General features: G+C 31.9%; 13 protein-coding genes. All 13 read left to right on the forward strand.

Features of this window, described 5'->3' with window-relative positions:
* Window positions 1–176 precede the first annotated feature (176 nt).
* The 13 genes from M9Q43_RS09430 (at window position 177) to M9Q43_RS09490 (ending at window position 17783) form a co-directional block, all read left to right on the forward strand.
* Window positions 177–2900, forward strand: coding sequence for a gluzincin family metallopeptidase (locus M9Q43_RS09430; RefSeq protein WP_262318681.1), 2724 nt, complete (start codon window positions 177–179; stop codon window positions 2898–2900).
* A 183-nt stretch (window positions 2901–3083) separates the two neighbouring features.
* Window positions 3084–5486: an alpha-ketoacid dehydrogenase subunit alpha/beta gene (locus M9Q43_RS09435; RefSeq protein ID WP_262318682.1), complete on the forward strand. Its 2403-nt coding sequence runs from the start codon at window positions 3084–3086 to the stop codon at window positions 5484–5486.
* Between the two features lie 206 nt (window positions 5487–5692).
* Window positions 5693–7093, forward strand: coding sequence for an anthranilate synthase component I family protein (locus M9Q43_RS09440; protein WP_262318683.1), 1401 nt, complete (start codon window positions 5693–5695; stop codon window positions 7091–7093).
* 180 nt (window positions 7094–7273) lie between these two features.
* Window positions 7274–7837 (forward strand): anthranilate synthase component II, encoded by a 564-nt coding sequence (locus tag M9Q43_RS09445; protein WP_262318684.1) that lies wholly within the window; start codon window positions 7274–7276, stop codon window positions 7835–7837.
* Window positions 7838–7929: 92 nt separating this feature from the next.
* Complete coding sequence (gene trpD / locus M9Q43_RS09450) at window positions 7930–8922, forward strand: anthranilate phosphoribosyltransferase (RefSeq protein WP_262318685.1); 993 nt, start codon at window positions 7930–7932, stop codon at window positions 8920–8922.
* A 2-nt stretch (window positions 8923–8924) separates the two neighbouring features.
* A complete protein-coding gene (gene trpC, locus M9Q43_RS09455) occupies window positions 8925–9710 on the forward strand; it encodes an indole-3-glycerol phosphate synthase TrpC (protein WP_262318686.1) in 786 nt (261 codons plus the stop codon).
* Entirely contained in the window at window positions 9707–10348 is a 642-nt protein-coding gene (locus M9Q43_RS09460) for a phosphoribosylanthranilate isomerase (RefSeq protein ID WP_262318687.1), read from the forward strand. The genes trpC and M9Q43_RS09460 overlap by 4 nt, the downstream gene beginning before the upstream one ends.
* Window positions 10332–11528 (forward strand): tryptophan synthase subunit beta, encoded by a 1197-nt coding sequence (trpB, locus tag M9Q43_RS09465; protein WP_262318688.1) that lies wholly within the window; start codon window positions 10332–10334, stop codon window positions 11526–11528. Before M9Q43_RS09460 ends, trpB begins: the two co-directional genes overlap by 17 nt.
* A gap of 105 nt (window positions 11529–11633) precedes the next feature.
* Entirely contained in the window at window positions 11634–12395 is a 762-nt protein-coding gene (gene trpA / locus M9Q43_RS09470; RefSeq protein WP_262318689.1) for a tryptophan synthase subunit alpha, read from the forward strand.
* An 83-nt stretch (window positions 12396–12478) separates the two neighbouring features.
* Window positions 12479–13036 carry an NfeD family protein gene (locus tag M9Q43_RS09475; RefSeq protein WP_262318690.1) on the forward strand — a complete coding sequence of 186 codons (558 nt, stop codon included), beginning with the start codon at window positions 12479–12481 and terminating at the stop codon, window positions 13034–13036.
* A 12-nt stretch (window positions 13037–13048) separates the two neighbouring features.
* On the forward strand, window positions 13049–14569 hold the full coding sequence (locus tag M9Q43_RS09480; RefSeq protein ID WP_262318691.1) for a flotillin family protein: 1521 nt from the start codon (window positions 13049–13051) through the stop codon (window positions 14567–14569).
* 85 nt (window positions 14570–14654) lie between these two features.
* Window positions 14655–15560: an ABC transporter ATP-binding protein gene (locus M9Q43_RS09485; protein WP_262318692.1), complete on the forward strand. Its 906-nt coding sequence runs from the start codon at window positions 14655–14657 to the stop codon at window positions 15558–15560.
* Window positions 15561–17783 (forward strand): redoxin family protein, encoded by a 2223-nt coding sequence (locus M9Q43_RS09490; protein ID WP_262318693.1) that lies wholly within the window; start codon window positions 15561–15563, stop codon window positions 17781–17783.
* The last annotated feature ends 65 nt before the right edge of the window (window positions 17784–17848 follow it).

Here is a 17848-nt window from a genome sequence, read left to right on the forward strand (position 1 = left end):
TCTTAGTGAAATCATACTTGTTTTACATATTTTTATGAAAAAATTAGAATTTTCTTACGCAACCAAATTATTAAATAAATCATCTAATTGAAAAAATTCCCAAATTGAAGTTTAACATTTTATACATATTCATTTTCTTTTTTACGCTAACTGTATCAGCTCAACATTCCTCAAAAATGATTGTCAGACTGAACTCAGAAGATAAAACATTATTAATAAAACAAATTTTAACGTACAACAATACTTCAAACGATACGATTAAGCACATTATTTTAAATGATTGGAATAATGCCTATTCCTCAAAAACATCAGCTCTAGCAAAACGATTTTCAGATGAATTCATAAGAGCTTTTCATTTGGCAAGTGATTCTGATAGAGGAAAAACAACTATTAATTCAATTTCCGATTCTAATTTTGAAAATATTGCTTGGGAACGACCAAATGATATAGTTGATTTGTTAAAAATCAACCTAAACACCCCAATTCTTCCTTGCTCTAAACAGACTATAACACTTTTTTATACAGTAAAAATTCCGAATGCAAAATTTACAAGATTTGGTTTTTATGACAATAATAAATTTATTCTAAAACATTGGCATTTAGCACCTTCTCGTTATGAAAATAAACAATTTATTCAACAAAGCAATGAAAATTTAGATGATATTCCAAACTCATTTTCTGACTATGAAATTGAACTCGAAATTCCCGATAGCTTTTCTGTTTCAAGCAATTTAGTTTCTGAAAATAATAGAAATTTAATTGGTTACAACAAACCTGAAGTTACACTTGTGATTGAAACAAAAACTTCATATCAAAACTATAAAAATGATATCATTACGGTTAGTTGCGGTTTGCAAGACAATAAAATTAGTGAAATTGAAAAAGCTATCCTAATTGATAAAATTACTCGTTTTACAGCTTCAAAACTTGGAAATTCACTGACATCAAAAATAATCATAACACAAGAAGATTATCAACGTCAACCCTTTTATGGATTGAATCAATTACCAAGCTTTTTGAGCCCTTTTCCTGATGAATTAATGTTTGAATTAAAATTCTTAAAAACATATCTGAATAATTATTTAAAAGAAAATTTACAGCTCAATCCTAGAAAAGAATATTGGATTTACGATGGAATTCAGATGTTTTTAATGATGCAATACATCAACGAAAATTATCCCGATTTGACAATGACTGGGAATTTAGCCAATCTAAAGATTTTGAAATCATATCATTTTATCAATCTTCCATTCAATCAACAATATAACTATTTGTATATGTTGATGGCTCGAAAAAATCTAGATCAACCATTAAATGAACCAAAAAATAGATTAATTAAATTCAACGAACAAATTTCTAGCAAATATAGAGCTGGATTGAGTTTGAATTATTTAGACAACTATCTTGGTGAAAATATTGTTCTCTCAAGTATTCAAGAATTTATTCATGAAAATCAATACATTTCTTCAAATTCGCGACAATTTGAAACAATTTTTGAAAAAAATACTCCAAAAGACATCGATTGGTTTTTTAGAACTATGGTAGAAACCCGAGATTTAGTAGATTATAAATTTGGAAAAGTTTCAAAAACTAAAGATTCAATTTCAGTAAAAATCATTAACAAAACAAATACAAATGCACCAATTTCGTTATATCAACTAAAAAATAATGAAGTAGTTAATAAAATTTGGCTAAACAATATTTCAACAGATTCCACAATTGTAATTCCGAGATTAGAATCAGACAAATTGGTTTTAAACTACAATAATGAAGTTCCAGAATATAATTTGAGAAACAACTGGAAATCGTTAAAAGGTTTTTTCTTCAATAATCGACCAATAAAATTCAATTTTATGAAAGATCTAGAAGAACCACATTACAACCAGATTTTCTATGTTCCAGAAGTTGAATTTAATGCGTATGATGGAATTGCAATTGGTATGAAATTAAGCAATCGTTCAATGTTAAATAAGCCTTTCTCGTTTACAGCAACACCAATGTATTCGTCAAATACAGGAAAATTTGTTGGTAAGGCAACTTTTTTTATTGATGATAATATTAGAGACGAAGGTAAATTATACAACATTAGATACATTTTAAGAGGTAGCCAATTTCATTATGCACCAGACGCTACTTATACAAATTTAGTTCCAACCATTCAATTTTTCTTTAGAGATAAGAATTTGAGATCTAATAAAAATGAATTTATTCAACTAAGACAAGTTTATATCAATAGAGAAGCTTCACCATTTATAACAGAAAATACTGAAAATTATAATGTTTTTAATGCAAAATACGGCAACTTTCAATCAGAAGGAACCAAACATTTTTCATTTTCAAACGATTTACAAATTTCAAGTAAGTTTGGAAAAATTGCAACCGAAGTGCATTATAGAAAATTATTTGAAAACAACAGACAAATAAGTCTACGCTTTTATGCAGGAGCTTTTATGTTTAGCAGTACAAACTCTGATTTTTTCAGCTTTGGTTTAGACAGACCAAATGATTATATGTTTGATTATAGTTTGTTAGGAAGAAGCGAAACTACAGGAATTTATAGCCAACAATATGTTTATGCAGAAGGTGGATTCAAATCTAAATTAGATACAAGATTTGCCAATCAATGGATGACAACTGTGAACGGAACATTCAATATTTGGAATTGGATTCAAGTTTATGGCGATGCTGGAATGCTAAAAAACAAATACAGTAGTGCCGAATTTGTTTATGATTCGGGCTTACACCTAAACTTAGTTCCAGATTATTTTGAACTTTTCTTACCCGTTTATTCTTCAAATGGTTTTGCATTAGATGATGTTAATTATGGGCAACAAATTCGTTTTGTAGTTACTTTAAGTCCAAAAACATTAATTTCTTTATTTACCAGAAAATGGTTTTAATAGCTTTTTATCTATTTATTTGATAATTCAATAATTAAAAATCTTTTTTTAATGAATTCATTGCGTTTTTCAAATCAAAACTATTGATAATTTAATAATAATTAAAAAAATATCACTCCCTGTATTGTTTTATAAGTCGTTTTAATTAAATTTGTTGAATTATCAATTTCGTACAAACGGCTTATGAAAACAGCAACAACATCGGAAGTAGTTTCTTTTGAAGATTTCAAAAAAGAAGTCATTAACGATTATAAAATCGCCCGAATCAGTAGAGAATGTAGTCTTCTTGGAAGAAAAGAAGTGCTTACAGGGAAAGCGAAATTTGGAATTTTTGGCGATGGTAAAGAGGTGCCTCAATTGGCATTAGCGAAAGCATTTCAAAACGGAGATTTCCGTTCAGGATACTATCGCGACCAAACTTTTATGATGGCAATTGGTGCTATGAATATCGAGCAATTCTTCGCTGGATTGTATGGCCATACCGATATTAATTTTGATCCTATGAGTGCTGGTCGTCAAATGGGCGGACACTTCGCAACGCATTCATTAGACGAAAACGGAAATTGGAAAAACTTAACCCAACAAAAAAATTCGAGTGCTGATATCTCTCCTACTGCTGGGCAAATGCCACGTTTGTTAGGATTAGCTCAGGCTTCAAAAATATACAGAAATGTTTCTGGTATCAACCAAACCAACTTCTCTGAAAATGGAAACGAAGTAGCTTGGGGAACTATCGGAAATGCTTCAACTTCTGAAGGTTTATTCTTCGAAACTATCAACGCTGCTGGTGTTTTACAAGTACCAATGGTAATGAGCGTTTGGGATGACGAATACGGAATTTCGGTTCACGCACGTCATCAAACTACTAAAGAAAACATTTCTGAAATCTTAAAAGGATTCCAACGTGATGAAGAAAATAACGGTTACGAAATCTTACGCGTTAAAGGTTGGGATTACCCAGCTTTAGTAGAAACGTACCAAAAAGCATCTCAAATTGCTCGTGAAGAACATGTTCCTGTTTTAGTGCACGTACAAGAATTAACGCAACCGCAAGGTCACTCAACTTCTGGAAGTCACGAACGTTACAAAAATGCAGAACGTTTGGCTTGGGAAGCTGAATTTGATTGTGTGGCTAAAATGAAAACTTGGTTAATCGAAAACAATATCGCTACTTCAGAAGAATTAGAAGAAATTGATAATCAAGCTAAAAAAGACGTTTTAGAAGGTAAAAAAGCCGCTTGGACAAACTTTACAGCACCAACAAAAGCAGAACAACAAGAATTAGTTGGTTTACTAAATACCATTGCTTCACAAAGTGAAAACAAAGTATTTATTGAGAAAATTGCTAACGATGTTGCTTCAATAAAAGAACCAATCCGTAAAGATATTTTAGTTGCAGCTCGTAAAGTTTTGCGCATGATTATCAAAGAAAATTCGCGTGCTACTTTAGCGACTTGGATTGAAAATTATACTGAGAAAATCCAACCAAAATTCAGTTCGCACTTATTTTCACAATCGGATAAAACGGTTTTAAAAACCAAAGAAGTAGCTCCAACATACGATGCAACTGCTGAAGATGTAGATGCGCGCTTGGTTTTAAGAGATAACTTTGATGCTATCTTCTCAAAATATCCAGAAACATTAATTTTTGGTGAAGATTCTGGAAATATTGGTGATGTTAACCAAGGTTTGGAAGGCATGCAAGAAAAATACGGAGAATTACGTGTTGCCGATGTGGGAATTCGTGAAGCTACGATTTTAGGTCAAGGAATTGGAATGGCAATGAGAGGATTACGTCCAATTGCTGAAATTCAATATTTAGATTATTTGTTGTATGCTATTCAAATCATGAGTGATGATTTAGCAACATTACAATACAGAACGGCGGGTCGTCAAAAAGCACCGCTAATCATTAGAACTCGTGGTCATCGCTTAGAAGGTGTTTGGCATTCAGGTTCTCCAATGGGAATGATTATCAATGCGATTAGAGGAATTCACGTTTTAGTTCCAAGAAACATGACTAAAGCAGCTGGTTTTTACAACACTTTATTAGAAACTGACGAACCTGCATTGGTTGTAGAATGTTTGAACGGATACCGTTTGAAAGAAAAAATGCCAACGAATTTAGGTGAATTCAAAACACCAATCGGAGTAGTTGAAACCATCAAACAAGGAACGGATATTACTTTAGTTTCTTACGGTTCTACTTTACGTTTGGTAGAACAAGCGGCAAATGAACTAGAATCAGTAGGAATTAGCGCTGAAATTATTGATATTCAATCGTTATTACCTTTCGATATTAATCATGATATTGTGAAATCGGTAGCGAAAACAAATCGTTTATTAGTAATTGACGAAGACGTTCCTGGTGGAGCAAGTGCATACATTTTACAAGAAATTGTAGAAAATCAAAAAGCCTACCAACATTTAGATAGCGCACCGCAAACATTAGCTTCAAAAGCACACCGACCTGCTTATGGAACCGATGGAGATTACTTCTCAAAACCTTCTGCAGAAGATATTTTTGAGAAAGTATATGCGATTATAAATGAGGCAAATCCAACAAAATATCCAAGTTTATATTAAAAAATTTGTTTATTCGAAAATTAATTAGAAATATTTGCAACATACAATTAAGAATATGATTTCAATTTTAAACAATACTTGGTGGTGGTCTAACTTACGTCGAACTTCGTGAGCGAAACCTGCTATAGTATCATTTAAAACCAAATACATAGAAAAGGCTTGTCAATCACGACAAGCCTTTTTTTATTGCCAAAAATTAAACAAATATGAAAAAATACAAGTTACATACTAATTACAAACAAATTCTAGCTGACACTATTACGCCAGTGAGTGTTTACTTGAAAATTCGCGATAAATTCCCAAATAGCATCTTGCTAGAAAGTTCTGATTATCATGCGAATGACAACAGTTTTTCGTACATCTGTTTCAATCCGATTGCTTCTATTAAAGTGGAAAATCAAAAAATTGAAACAAATTTTCCTGATGGATTTTCAGAGATTATTCCAATTGATACTGGTGTTAACGTAGCAAAAGAAATCGAAAATTTCTCTAATCAATTTCAAACGGAAAAATCAGATTTTAAATTCATTACGCAAGGATTATTTGGCTATTTAGCTTATGATGCGATTCAATATTTTGAGAAAGTTTCGATTGCTGAAAAATCATTGGAAAACAAAATTCCTGAAATCTTTTACGCAGTTTATCAAAACATTATCGCCATCAATCATTTCAAAAACGAAGCGTATTTATTCTGTCATAGTTTTGATGGAAGCAATAATATCGCTGAAATTGAACAATTATTACAATCGAAAAATTTTGCCTCTTTTTCATTTCAAAAATCAGGAAACGGAACTTCAAACTTAACCGATGATGAATTCAAAAACTACGTTTCGTTAGCCAAAAAGCATTGCTTACGTGGTGATGTATTTCAATTGGTGTTATCTAGAAGATTTTCACAAGATTTTAAAGGCGATGAATTCAATGTTTATCGTGCTTTACGAAGCATAAATCCTTCACCGTATTTGTTCTTTTTCGATTATGGAAATTTCAAAATATTCGGTTCATCACCCGAAGCGCAATTGGTAATCAAAAATAATTTCGCCGAAATTCATCCCATCGCAGGTACATTTAAACGTACCGGAAACGACGAACAAGATGCCGAATTAGCTAAAAAATTGGGGGAAGACGCTAAAGAAAACAGCGAACACGTCATGTTAGTCGATTTAGCAAGAAATGATTTAAGCAGAAGCTGTAACGAAGTGAAAGTAGAAAAATACAAAGAAGTACAGTTTTTCTCTCACGTGATTCATTTGGTGTCAAAAGTATCCGGAAAATTAAAAGAAAATCATACTTTTATGGAATTAGTAGCCAAAACATTTCCAGCAGGAACATTAGCCGGAGCGCCAAAAGTAAAAGCCATGCAATTAATAGAAAACATTGAAAAAACCAACAGAAGTTTCTACGGTGGCGCCATCGGAGTATTAGATTTTGAAGGCAATTTCAATCATGCGATTATGATTCGTTCTTTTTTGAGTAAAAATCACACCTTACATTTTCAAGCAGGAGCTGGAATTGTAGAAAGTTCATTACAAGAAAACGAAATGCAAGAAGTGTACAACAAGTTAGGCGCATTACAAAAAGCCTTAGATATAGCAGAAAACATATAAAAATTCAAGAACAAGAACAAGAACAAGTGCAAGAACAAAAGCAAAAATCAAGAGCAAATTGTCAAGTCGAGCGTAGTCGAGACTTTTTTAAATTTATTTAATTTCTTAAATCTGTGTTCCAAAAAATGAGCTTGAATTTTGAAATTGAAATTGCCCTTGAAATTGAAAAAAATTAAAGAAATGAAAATAGCAGTTATAGACAATTACGACAGTTTTACTTACAATTTAGTCCACTATTTAGAGGATTTGAATGCGAATGTAACCGTTTTTAGAAACGACGAATTTGAATTGAATGAATTAGAAAAATTCGATAAAATTCTACTTTCGCCAGGACCAGGAATTCCAGATGAAGCGGGTTTGCTGAAAGAGGTTATCAAAAAATATGCTTCAAGCAAAAGTATTTTCGGTGTTTGCTTAGGATTGCAAGCTATTGGAGAAGTTTTCGGAGGTACATTAACCAACTTAGAAAAAGTCTATCACGGTGTGGCAACTAAAGTCACAAAAACCGAAGACGACTTTATCTTTAACGATTTACCTAACGAATTTGAAGTGGGTCGTTATCATTCTTGGGTCGTTTCCAATGAAAACATTCCTGCTGATTTAATCATAACTTCTGTTGATGAAAATGGTCAGATTATGTCGATGAAACATGCGCATTTTGATATTCGAGGCGTTCAATATCATCCTGAAAGTGTTTTAACTCCATACGGAAAAAAAATCTTAGAAAATTGGCTTAGCCATTAATTAGCAACAACATACACGCTTAATTTCTTGCTTTACTAACACAAAATCAGTGAAGTACAGCCCAACTTATGTCCAATTTTAAAATAAATGAAATGAAAAATATATTAAATCGATTAATTCAACATGAAATCTTAACTAAAGAAGAAGCCAAAGACGTATTGGTAAATATTTCTTCTGGAAGTTATAATCCAAGTCAAATCGCTGCTTTCATGACGGTTTATATGATGCGGAGCATTACTATTGAAGAATTAGCGGGTTTCCGTGAAGCTTTGTTAGAATTATGTATTCCTGTTGATTTTTCCGCTTACAATACGATCGATTTGTGTGGAACTGGTGGTGATGGAAAAGACACCTTTAATATTTCAACTTTAGCTTCTTTCATAGTAGCTGGAGCTGGAATTAAAGTCGCAAAGCACGGAAATTATGGCGTTTCCTCTATTTCGGGATCGAGTAATGTGATGGAAAAAATGGGTGTGAAATTTACGAATGATTCGGATTTCCTAACTAAATCGATCGAAGAAACAAATATTGCTATTTTGCACGCACCACTCTTCCATCCGGCTATGAAAAATGTAGGTCCGATTCGAAAAGAATTAGGTGTGAAAACGTTTTTTAATATGTTGGGCCCAATGGTAAATCCGTCGTTTCCACAAAATCAAATGGTTGGTGTTTTTAGTTTGGAATTAGCACGAATGTATGCTTATTTATATCAAAACACATCTACCAATTACTCCATTTTGCATGGTTTAAGTGGTTTTGACGAAGTTTCATTAACCGATGAAGTGAAAATCATTTCCAACACATCCGAACAAATTTTAAAACCATCTGATTTCAAACTACCCGAATGCCAATTAGCAACCATCAAAGGCGGAACAACCATAGATGAATCTGCTAAAATTTTCTACGATGTCATTTCTGGAAAAGGAACAACAGCTCAAAACAATGTAGTTTGTGCTAATGCAGCTATAGCCATTCAAACAGTGGAAAAATCGAATTATGATGAAGCTTTAGCAAAAGCGCAAGAAAGTTTAGCCAGCGGAAAAGCATTAGAAAAATTGAAAAAATTAATCACAATAAGTAATTAATCATGAACATCTTAGATAAAATTATTGCTGATAAAAAACGTGAAGTCGAACTAAAGAAAAGCATCATTCCTGTTTCGCAATTAGAAGCTTCTGTTTTATTCAATTCTCGAACCTATTCATTGAGTAAGTTATTAAAAAACAGCGTTTCAGGAATTATTGCAGAGCACAAACGTCGTTCGCCATCAAAAGCCATTATTAATAACAATCATTCAGTAGAAGATGTAGTTTTAGGCTACCAAAATGCTGGAGTTTGCGGGATTTCGGTTTTGACGGATGCTAAATATTTTGGTGGAAGTTTGGATGATTTGTTATTAGCAAAAGCTTCAGTAAATATTCCGTTGTTACGAAAAGAATTCATTATTGACGAATACCAAATTTTGGAAGCCAAAGCCCACGGAGCCGATGTAATCTTACTAATTGCAGCGGTTTTGACTCGTAGAGAAATAAAGCAACTTTCAGAATTTGCACAAAGTTTGGGTTTAGAAGTATTGTTAGAAGTTCACAATTTGGAAGAATTGGAAAAATCGATTATGCTAAGTTTAGATATGATTGGCGTAAACAATCGCAATTTAAAAACTTTTGAAGTGAGTTTAGATTACAGCAAAGAATTAGCTACTAAAATTCCAGACGAATTTGTAAAAGTTTCAGAAAGTGGCATTAGTTCAATTGAAGCAGTCAAAGAATTACAAAAATATGGTTATCAAGGCTTTTTAATGGGTGAACATTTCATGAAAACAGAAAATCCTGGTTCGGAAGCTCAAAGATTCATTCAAAAATTAGTGATATGAAAAACGTAAAACTAAAAATTTGCGGCATGAAATATCCAGAAAACATTGAGGAGATTTCAACTCTACATCCTGATTATTTAGGTTTTATTTTCTGGGAAAAATCAAGTCGAAATATGAATTTGGAAACAATTCCTGAGATTCCAAAATCTATTAAAAAAGTTGGAGTTTTTGTAAATGCTTCAATAAATGAAATTAACGAAAAAATAAAGTTTTTCCAACTTGATATTATTCAACTACATGGAAATGAATCTGTTATGTTTTGTAAAAATATAAAAAAATTTGATGTCGAAGTGATTAAAGTTTTTTCAATTTCTAATTCATTCGATTTTACAACAATTAAGGAGTTTGTTCCATTTGTTGATTATTTTCTTTTTGATACCAAGGGAAAATTACCTGGTGGAAACGGTATTACTTTCGACTGGAGAATTTTAGAAAAATACACACATGAAAAATCATTTTTCTTGAGTGGAGGTATAGGAAGAACCGAAATAGATAGCATTAAAGATTTTTTCAAAACTGAAGCATCAAAAAATTGCATCGCCATAGATGTCAATAGTCGATTTGAAACAAAACCAGCATACAAAAGTGAAATTAAACTAAGAAAATTTAAAAAATTGCTTTATGAAAACGAAATATAATGTTGATGAAAACGGATTTTATGGCCAATTTGGAGGAGCTTTCATTCCTGAAATGTTATACCCAAATGTGGAAGAATTAAAAGAAAACTACTTAAAAATAATGGCTGAACCTTCTTTTCAAGAAGAGTTTAACGACTTATTACAACAATTTGTAGGTCGTCCAACGCCATTATATTTTGCCAAACGGTTATCCGAAAAATACAATACCAAAATCTACTTGAAACGAGAAGATTTGTGTCACACAGGCGCGCACAAAATCAACAACACAATCGGACAAATTTTAGTCGCCAAGCGTTTAGGTAAAACCCGAATCATTGCTGAAACTGGAGCAGGACAACACGGTGTTGCTACGGCAACCGTTTGCGCTTTAATGGGATTAGAATGTATCGTTTATATGGGAGAAGTCGATATCAAAAGACAAGCACCAAATGTAGCTCGCATGAAAATGTTGGGAGCAGAAGTTCGTGCGGCAACTTCAGGTTCAAAAACACTAAAAGATGCAACGAATGAAGCCATTCGTGATTGGATTAACAATCCGATTGATACGTTTTATATTATTGGTTCTGTGGTTGGACCTCATCCTTATCCCGATATGGTAGCACGTTTTCAAAGTGTGATTTCCAAAGAAATTAAATCCCAACTTCTTACTCAAGAAGGCAAAGAAAATCCAGATTACGTAATCGCTTGTGTGGGTGGCGGAAGCAATGCTGCTGGTGCTTTTTACGAATTTTTAGATGAAGAATCAGTGAAATTAATTGCTGTGGAAGCCGCTGGACATGGCGTTGATTCTGGGGAAAGTGCTGCGACTTCGGTTTTGGGTAAAATCGGAATTATTCACGGAAGTAAAACCTTATTAATGCAAACCGAAGACGGACAAATCACAGAGCCCTACTCTATTTCAGCAGGATTGGATTACCCTGGTGTAGGACCACTTCATGCGCATTTACACGATACAAAACGTGCAGAATTTATCGCTATTACCGATGCCGAAGCCATGCAATCTGGATTAGAAGTATCAAAAACGGAAGGCATTATTCCTGCAATTGAAACCGCTCATGCTTTTTCAGTTTTGGATAAAAAACAATTCCACCCCAATGATATTGTGGTCATCAACTTATCTGGAAGAGGCGATAAAGATTTGAATACTTATATTGATTATTTTAATTTAAGTGATAAGTAATTAGTGACTAGTGATTAGCTTAAAAACTTATATGACTTTTATGTTTAATAAAACCATTGCGCACTTTGCGAAAAACTTTGCGTCTTTGCGTTAAAACCAAAAATTATGAACAGAATCAACCAAAAATTACAAGAAGATAAAAAACTGCTTTCCATATATTTCACTGCAGGATTTCCAAAAATAAATGACACTGTTTCCATCATTCAAGAATTGGAAAAAAACGGTGTGGATATGATTGAAATTGGGTTACCTTTTTCAGATCCGTTAGCCGATGGACCTACCATTCAAGAAAGTTCTACTATTGCCATTGAAAACGGAATGACGACTTCGCTCCTATTTGAACAATTAAAGGACATACGAGAATCGGTTCAAATTCCTTTAATCATAATGGGATATTTCAATCCGATGATGCAATTTGGAATGGAGAAATTTTGTCAAAAATGTGCTGAAGTTGGAATTGATGGATTAATAATACCCGATTTACCTTTATTCGTTTACGAAACCGAGTACAAAGCTATTTTCGAAAAATACAATTTGAAAAATATCTTTTTGATTTCGCCACAAACTTCAGTTGAACGTATACAACAAATTGATGCTATTTCTGATAGTTTTATCTATATGGTGAGTTCAGCTGCAGTTACGGGAAGTCAATCAGGATTTGGTTCAGAACAAATGGATTATTTCAAACGAATTGCTGATTTAAATTTGAAAAATCCACAAATTGTAGGTTTTGGAATCAAAGATGAAGAAACATTTCAACAAGCAACACAATATCAAAAAGGAGCGATTATTGGAAGTGCATTTATCAACTTTTTAAAAGAAAATTCGATTTCTGAAATTTTTAAATTTGTCAATAAAATCAAATAAATTTAAGAACGTTCGTAGTATTTTTTTGTAAATTGTAACTTTTTGTAAAAGTAATCGTATAATTACAAAACTAACTGACAACTATGAACTTTCTTGAACATTATGAGCCGCTACTCAAGGCTTTTTGGTACATTGCGTTACCTGTGAGTATCTTTTTTCTATTGCAAACCATTTCTACTTTCATTGGATTAAGTGGTTCGGAAACCGATGCCGATTCACACGATGGAGATGGAGATATGCCTTTTGAATTATTTACATTGCGCAACTTAATCAACTTTTTGTTAGGATTTAGTTGGACTGGAATTTCGTTTTATCAATCTATTGAAAACAAAACGATTTTGATTGCAATTTCTGTTTTAGTAGGATTGCTTTTTGTGGGTGTTTTTTTCTTCTTAATCAAACAAATTTTAAAACTTTCGGAAGACAATAGTTTTAAAATTGAAAATACCATCAACAAAACTGCCGAAGTATATTTGACAATTCCTGAAAACAAATCGGGAAAAGGAAAAATTCAAATCAGTGTGAATGGTTCGTTTCATGAGTTGGATGCCATTACCAATTCATCTGAAAAATTAACTTCAGGAAGCGCTGTAAAAGTAGTTGCTGTAGAACACAACTTAGTTATCGTAGAAAAAATCTAATCCTTTATTTATATGACACAAATTATCATTATTGTTGTAGCCGCTTTTGTGCTATTCGTTACTTTCGTGACTTTGATTTCACGATACAAAAGATGTCCTTCAGACAAAATTTTAGTTATTTATGGAAAAACTGGTGGTACATCTGCAAAGTGTGTTCACGGTGGTGGAGCTTTTATTTGGCCAGTAATTCAGGATTATTCATTTTTAGATTTAAAACCTATTTCAATTGAAGCCAATTTAACCAATGCGCTTTCGAGACAAAATATTCGTGTAGATGTTCCGTGTCGCTTTACCATTGCGATTTCAACTGAAACAGATAGTATGAATACAGCTGCTGAACGTTTATTAGGTTTGGCGCCAGAGCAAATTCAAGAATTAGCAAAAGATATTTTATTCGGACAATTACGTTTGGTTATCGCTACGATGACGATTGAGGAAATCAACTCTGATAGAGATAAATTTTTAGATAATATTTCCAAAAACGTAGATTCGGAATTAAAGAAAATTGGTTTAAAGTTAATTAACGTTAACGTTACCGATATTAAAGATGAATCAGGTTACATTGAAGCTTTAGGAAAAGAAGCCGCTGCAAAAGCGATAAACGAAGCTAAAATTTCGGTTGCGGAACAAGAGAAAATTGGAGAAACAGGTAAAGCAATGGCAGATCGTGAAAAAGACGTTCAAATTGCGGAAACTCACAGAGATCGTGACGTTAAAATTGCGATTACTAATAAAGATAGAGAAGTAAGTATTGCGGCTGCATTTAAAGATGAAAGTATCGGAAAAGCTGAAGCACAAAGAGATACGCGTGTAGCAACATCAGAAGCAAATGCGATTGCAATTCAAGGAGAAAATGAGGCTAAAATTGCCATTGCACAATCAGAAGCAGCAAGACGTGAAAAAGAAGCTGAAGCTTTACGTATTGCCTTAGCATCAGAAAAAGTACAACAAGCAAAAGCATTAGAAGAATCATACGTAGCAGAACAAAAAGCTGAAGCTGCTCGTGCTGAGAGAGAACGTTCTACTCAAAATGCGAATGTTGTTATTCCTGCTGAAATTGCAAAACAAAAAGCAATTATCGAAGCTCAAGCCGAAGCAGAAAGAATTCGTGAGCAAGCAAAAGGAGAAGCCGATGCTATCTTCGCAAAAATGGAAGCTGAAGCAAAAGGTTTATATGAAATCTTAACGAAACAAGCAGAAGGTTATAAAGAAGTAGTTAGCGCTGCTGGTGGTGACCCAACAAAAGCGTTCCAATTGTTATTAATTGAGAAATTACCCGAATTGGTTAAAACTCAGGTTGAAGCAGTTAAAAACATCAAAATTGACAAAATCACGGTTTGGGATTCTGGAAATAATACCGATGGCAATGGTTCGACTGCGAATTTTGTTTCTGGAATGATGAAAACCGTTCCGCCATTAAACGATTTATTTAATATGGCAGGTTTAAATTTACCCACGTATTTAAAAGGTGAAGATATGTCGAAAGATGCATCAAGTTCCACAGAAGTTACACCAACTGAAGAAGTGAAGTAATTTCAGAACCTAATATTATTAAATCCCAAATTTGTAATGAATTTGGGATTTTTTCTTACATTTACTTTTCTAACTACAGGTTTTAATGAAATACATTATACAAACTTCTAATTTAGACTTTCAATATTCAAAGAATAAAAAAATTCTAAATAACTTATCTATAAACGTTCCAAAAGGAAGTATTTATGGCTTTTTAGGTCCAAATGGCGCTGGAAAATCAACCACAATGCGATTATTAACAGGTATCATTCCAGATGATAGCAACTCCATTTTTTTATTTGAAAAACCCATTGAAAGTCAAATTCCTAACATTTTTGAAAAAGTTGGAGCTCTTGTGGAAAGTCCTGCACTATACTTACATCTTTCGGGTTATGACAACGTAAAATACATTGCACTTTTACGACAAGTTCCTTTGTCAAAAATTGATGAAGTTTTAGAATTAGTGGATTTAACTGCGTATAAAAGACAAAAGGCGAAACAATATTCGCTGGGGATGAAACAACGCTTAGCAATTGCAATGGCACTTTTAAGCGAACCTGAATTGTTGTTCTTAGACGAACCCGTAAATGGTTTAGACCCAAATGGAATTGTAGAAATTAGAAAGTTACTAGTTAAAATCAACAAAGAAAAAGGAGTTACCATATTTGTTTCGAGTCATTTATTAAGTGAAATTGAAAAAATGTGTACCCATATTGGAATTATCTCAAAAGGTACTTTAAAATATGAAGGTACTATGGAAGATTTATCCAGAAAATTTGAAACTTGTAAAATACAAATCACATTAGATGATGCTGAAAATTGGAAAGAAAAATTAAGTTTTAAATATGCCAATGTAGTATTAGATGAGCAAAACAAAATTACGATGAACTTAAGCCATACCTCTGAAATTCCAGATTTCGCTAAACAAATTATCCAAGAAGGTGCTCGCATTTACGAAATCAAAATTTTGGAAGGTTTAGAAGAATGGTTTATGAATTTAACTGAAAAGTAAATGAAACAATATATTTCAAATTTATTAATTGCTCTCAAAGCAGAACATTTAAAGAAAAAAGGAACTGGAATTTATTACACTTCTATAATTATTGGTGCCCTCTCTCCTATTTTATACTTTTTTTTTCAAATTGCTTCAGATGATAAGGTTGAAGCTGGAATGCCATACAATTATTATACTACATTTATTCATGATGTTATAACACCATTTGCTTACTTTTTATTCCCCATGATTATCATTATTCATGCGAGTAAAATGGCACAACTAGACCATAAAAATGGTGGTTGGCAGTTAATGGAAACACAACCCCTTCAAAAATTTTCAATTTACTTTTCTAAATATATTGTGCTCCTTATAAGTAATCTTTTAAGTATCATCAGCTTGTTTGGATTTAGTATTTTATGTGCCTTTGTTTTAAAAAATACGATTGAAATACCTGAAACAACCAATTTTTCGATTGAGTTTTACAATTTGTCAAACTTATTTGTACGAACTTTTGTAGCCAGTTTATTTGTTACCGCTTTACAATATTTTCTATCGGTGTTAATTTCAAGTTTTATTTGGTCGTTACTTATTGGTTTTTTCTCATTATTAGCAACCTCTTTTTTAACGAGTTTCAATTTAATTCCCGATTGGTATCCCTATGGGATTTTAAATAAAATTTCTGATTACAAAGAAGGAAGTGACATTGGAAACTATTTGTTATATACTGAAGTAATAGGTCTTGTTTTAAGTATATTTATTTTAACTGCCGGATTTTATTGGTATAAAAACAAGAATTTCATACGTGCGTTTGTAAAACCGTATTCAAAAATAATAATTTCTACATCTTTTACCTTATTGTTTGTTGTTATCGGGTATTTCATACTTATACCAAAGCAATATGAGCCTTTAGAAACTACCATTTTATGCGGTAAAATAGAGAGTTTATCAAAATTTAAAAATGGTTATTTAATTCATCCTACCATATCGGATACTATTGCAAGTTTTAAAATTATAAACAACGAATTTAAATTAAAAACTGATAAACCAATACCTCTTGATAAATATAAAATTATAGTTGATAATAGTTTTCCGGTTGGAGTTATAATGGCTTCAAAAGATAGCATTTATGTTTCAATTAAATATTTTAACAATGAAGTAACAACTAAGTTTACTGGTACACGTTTAGCTGAAAATCAATATAAATTAGATAAAAACTTTGATTGGAGTTATGTTTCATATTGTTTAGAACAAAATGAACTGATTGATAAACCAAACGATTTTTTTGATGAACTATACAAAGAATGGAATAAAAGATACAAAAAAGCTAATTCATTTAAAACTAGAGACAACTTCATTCCAAAAAAAGATTTCATCAACAGAGAAATGAAACTAGTTTGTATTGAATATCTAAACTATTTAAATTCATATTTGGATAAACGAAAAGCAATGTTCCCAAAAGATGAAACGATATTATCTAAAAACATTCTTGAAATAAAAAGTAAAATAAAATTAGATGATGAATCATTAATAAGTAATGAATCCTATTTAGAATATTTAAAACATGAACTTTGTAAAAACGATTCCCGTGATATTGATTCAAAACTGAAAGAAATTGAAAATATCACTAAACTAAAATCTAGTAATTTTAAAAATAGATTATTGTATTCAAATCTAAAAACAAATCTTGAAGAAGCTAGCAGTAGTTTAGAGCGTAATGAACTTATTAGTAACTATTCCAATTTCATAACAGATGAAAAATTAAAAGAAAACTTAATCAATCAATTCAAAATATACGAAAGATTAGGTAAAGGAAATGAAGCAAGGACAATACAAACTAAAGATTTAAATGGAAATCTTGTTGAAATTTCAAAATTCAAAGGAAAATTTGTTGCAATTGATGTTTGGGCAACATGGTGTGGACCTTGTAAATACGAGTCTCCTTATTTTGAAAAAATGGCAATAAAATATAAAAATGAAAATATCGTGTTTTTAGGTTTAAGTAGTGATCAGGATGCTAAGAAATGGTACTTAGATGCTAAAAACAAATCCAAATCGGTAACCCATTTACGCTTAGAAAATCCAGAATTATTTTCTAGTGACTATAATGTAAATAGTATTCCTCGATTTATTTTAATTGATTCTGAAGGAAAAATTTATAATTCTAATATGCCTAGACCAAGTGATTCTGCTTTTGAAATTATAATTAGAAAAGCATTAGGATTAAAGGAACTTGAATAAATAAAATCCCAAATTCATTAAAAATATTGAATTTGGGATTTTTAATATTATTTTATTATGAAATA

This window comes from Flavobacterium odoriferum, assembly GCF_025499515.1.
In the GTDB taxonomy this organism is placed as follows: Bacteria; Bacteroidota; Bacteroidia; order Flavobacteriales; family Flavobacteriaceae; genus Flavobacterium; species Flavobacterium odoriferum.

Coding starts and splice junctions, on each gene's coding strand:
- M9Q43_RS09490 (WP_262318693.1), top strand. CDS start 15,561: ATGAAACAATATATTTCAAATTTATTAATTGCTCTCAAAGCAGAACAT.
- trpA (WP_262318689.1), top strand. CDS start 11,634: ATGAACAGAATCAACCAAAAATTACAAGAAGATAAAAAACTGCTTTCC.
- M9Q43_RS09480 (WP_262318691.1), top strand. CDS start 13,049: ATGACACAAATTATCATTATTGTTGTAGCCGCTTTTGTGCTATTCGTT.
- M9Q43_RS09475 (WP_262318690.1), top strand. CDS start 12,479: ATGAACTTTCTTGAACATTATGAGCCGCTACTCAAGGCTTTTTGGTAC.
- trpB (WP_262318688.1), top strand. CDS start 10,332: ATGAAAACGAAATATAATGTTGATGAAAACGGATTTTATGGCCAATTT.
- M9Q43_RS09485 (WP_262318692.1), top strand. CDS start 14,655: ATGAAATACATTATACAAACTTCTAATTTAGACTTTCAATATTCAAAG.
- M9Q43_RS09440 (WP_262318683.1), top strand. CDS start 5,693: ATGAAAAAATACAAGTTACATACTAATTACAAACAAATTCTAGCTGAC.
- M9Q43_RS09430 (WP_262318681.1), top strand. CDS start 177: ATGATTGTCAGACTGAACTCAGAAGATAAAACATTATTAATAAAACAA.
- trpC (WP_262318686.1), top strand. CDS start 8,925: ATGAACATCTTAGATAAAATTATTGCTGATAAAAAACGTGAAGTCGAA.
- M9Q43_RS09435 (WP_262318682.1), top strand. CDS start 3,084: ATGAAAACAGCAACAACATCGGAAGTAGTTTCTTTTGAAGATTTCAAA.
- M9Q43_RS09460 (WP_262318687.1), top strand. CDS start 9,707: ATGAAAAACGTAAAACTAAAAATTTGCGGCATGAAATATCCAGAAAAC.
- trpD (WP_262318685.1), top strand. CDS start 7,930: ATGAAAAATATATTAAATCGATTAATTCAACATGAAATCTTAACTAAA.
- M9Q43_RS09445 (WP_262318684.1), top strand. CDS start 7,274: ATGAAAATAGCAGTTATAGACAATTACGACAGTTTTACTTACAATTTA.